Genomic DNA, 2,888 nt, shown 5'->3' on the forward strand with positions numbered 1-2,888 from the left:
CCGGTGGAGCCGGAGGTGTAGATCACGTAGGCCAGGTTGTCGCCATGCAGCGCCACCTCTGGATCATGGGCGGGGAAACCGGCCCACTCCTGTTCGCGGTCCAGGCACAGGCAGGACAGTCCGTCGGGAATCGGCAGTCGGTCGAGCAGGTGGTTCTGGGTCAGCAGCAGGTGCGCGCGGCTGTCCTGCATCATGTACAGCAGGCGTTCGCGCGGGTACTCGATGTCCAGGGGCACGTAGGCGCCGCCGGACTTCAGCACGGCGAGGAAGGCAATCATGATTTCCGCACTGCGCTGCATGGCGATCGCCACCCGCACCTCGGGACCGACGCCGCGGGCGATCAGCGCGTGAGCCAGGCGATTGGCCCGGCTGTCCAGCTCGGCGAAGCTCAGCACCTGGTCGTCGAACAGCACCGCCGGCGCGTCCGGGGCCAGGCGCGCGCGCTCCGCCACCCGCTGGTGAATCAGCAGCGAAGCGGGGAAGCCCGACTCGCTGCGGTTCCACAGCGAATCGATCAGCGCGCGCTCCTCGGCATCCAGCAGGCTCAGCTCGACCAGCGTCCGTTCGGCGTTGTCGACGAAGCCTTCCAGCAGGTTCACTAGGTGCCGGTCCAACTGCTCGACCGCGGCATCGGAAAACGCCTGGCGGTCATAGCTGTATTGCAGCGACAGACTGTCGCCGACGCCCAGGGCGACGGTCAGCGGGTAGTTGGTCTGTTCATGATTGCTCACCGGGCCGAAGCGCACGCCGCCTGGCGAGCCCTTTTCCAGGGCTTCGGCCACAGGGTAGTTCTCGAATACCAGCAGGCTGTCGAACAGCGCCTCGCCGAGCCCGGCCCAACGCTGGATCTCGAACAGCGGCGTGTGCTCCTGCTCGCGCAGCGCCAGGCTGCGCGCCTGCACCTCCTGCAACCAGTCGGTGAGGCGCATGCCCGGTTGCGGCGTGGCGACCACCGGCAGGGTATTGATGAACAGGCCGATCTGCCTTTCGATCCCGGCCAGTTCGGCGGGACGGCCGGCGACGGTGGCGCCGAAGACCACCGTATCCTGCCCGGTGTAGCGTTGCAGCAGTAGCGACCAGGCGGCCTGCACCAGGGTATTGAGGGTCACCGCGTGCCGCTGGGCGAACGTCTTCAGGCGCGCGGTGCGTGCCGGCGGCAGGCTGCGCTGGAACTGGCCGCTGCCGACCTGCTCGCGCTCGGCGGCGACCGCCTGGGCCAGGCGTGTCGGCTCCAGCAGTTCCGCCAGTTGTTCTTTCCAGAATGCTTCGCTGACGCGCTTGTCCTGTGCCTGCAGCCAGGCGATGTAGTCGCGGTAGCGCCCACCCGTGCGCTCGGCCTGTTCACCGGTGTAGCGAGCGAGCACCTCGCCGAGCAGCTGCGCGCTGCTCCAGCCATCCAGCAGGATGTGGTGGTGGGTGTAGACCAGGTGGTAGCGCTCTTCGTCCATACGCACCAGGACCAGCCGCAGCAAGGGCGCGTGCTCCAGCTCGAAACCCCGCCGTCGTTCGCTCGCGGCCAGCTCGTCGAGAGCCTCGGCGAGCGCTTCGCGACCACGCCAGTCATGCTCGGCGAACGGCAGTTCGAGGTGTTTGTGGATCACCTGGAGCGGCTGCTCCAGGTCGCCCTGCCAGAGGAAACCGGCGCGCAGGATGTCATGACTGTCCAGCGCCGCCTGCCAGGCGGCGCGGAAGCGCGCGGGATCGAGTCCATGGACGTCGACCCGGAGCTGGTTCAGGTAATCGCCGGAAGCCTGCTCGTAGAGCGAGTGGAACAGCATGCCGTGCTGCATCGGCGACAGCGGGTAGATGTCCTCGATCAGCGCCAGAGGCAGGCGATCCAACTGCTCCTGGCGCAACGTCGCGAGGGGGAAGTCCGACGGCGTGGCACCGACGTTGCCCTCCTGGCAGCAATGCTCGATCAGCGCGTGCAGCTCCCGCGCGTAGTCATCGACCAGGCGCTGGACGGTCGCCTCGGCGAACATTTCCCGGCTGAAGCTCCAGTGCAGGCTCAGCTCGCCGCCGTAGACCTGGCCTTCGATGCTCAACCAGTTGGCCAGCGGGGCGCACGGATCCTGGGCGGCACCGGCGCTTTCCGTGGCCGGTACCAGCAGCGCCGCTCCATCGAACTGACGGTCGAACCGGCCCAGGTAATTGAAGGTGATCCGCGGCTGCGGCAGCGCGGCCAGGCGGGTCGCAGCCTCCTCTCCAGCCAGGTAGCGCAGCAGGCCGTAGCCGACGCCCTTGTCCGGCACGCCGCGCAGTTGCTCCTTGATCGCCTTCAGCGACTCGCCGAGGTCTGCGGCCGGGGTCAGGCGCAGCGGGAACAGGCTGGTGAACCAGCCCACCGTGCGGCTCAGGTCGATGGCCTCGCCGAGGTCCTCGCGGCCGTGCCCTTCGAGCTGCACCAGCACGCTGGCGTCGCCGCTCCAGCGGCAGGTCGCGCGGGCCAGGGCGGTCAGCAGCAGGTCGTTGACCTGGGTCCGGTAGGCCGCCGGGGCTTCCTGCAGCAACTGCCGGGTACGCTCGGCGTCCAGGGTCAGGACGAGCTTGCGCTCATGGCGGTTTTCCAGGGCTCCGTGCGGGTTTTCGCATGGCAGCGCATGCGGAGCGTCGTGCAGTTGCACCTGCCAGTAGTCGAGTTCGTCCAGGCGCGCGCCGGCCTGTTCGTGCAGGTGCCGGCTCCAGGCCTGGTAGGAACTGCTACGCGGCCCGAGATCGGCGTCGAGGTCGGCATAGAGACGCTGCAGGTCTTCCAGCAGGATACGCCAGGACACCCCGTCCACCGCCAGGTGGTGGATGACCAGCAGCAGGCGCTGGCTGCCGTCGGCCATGTCCACCAGCAGCGCACGCAGCAGCGGCCCCTGTTCGAGGTCGAGGCTGCGCTGGGC

At 68.5% G+C, this 2,888-nt stretch carries 1 protein-coding gene; it reads right to left on the reverse strand.

Annotated features, from left to right (window positions below; genetic code table 11):
- Positions 1-2,888 (reverse strand): condensation domain-containing protein (locus tag HMPREF2924_RS24865; RefSeq protein WP_141765572.1); only part of this gene is annotated, 2,888 nt, incomplete at both ends.

This window comes from Pseudomonas sp. HMSC063H08 (assembly GCF_001813645.1).
Classification (GTDB): domain Bacteria; phylum Pseudomonadota; class Gammaproteobacteria; order Pseudomonadales; family Pseudomonadaceae; genus Pseudomonas; species Pseudomonas aeruginosa.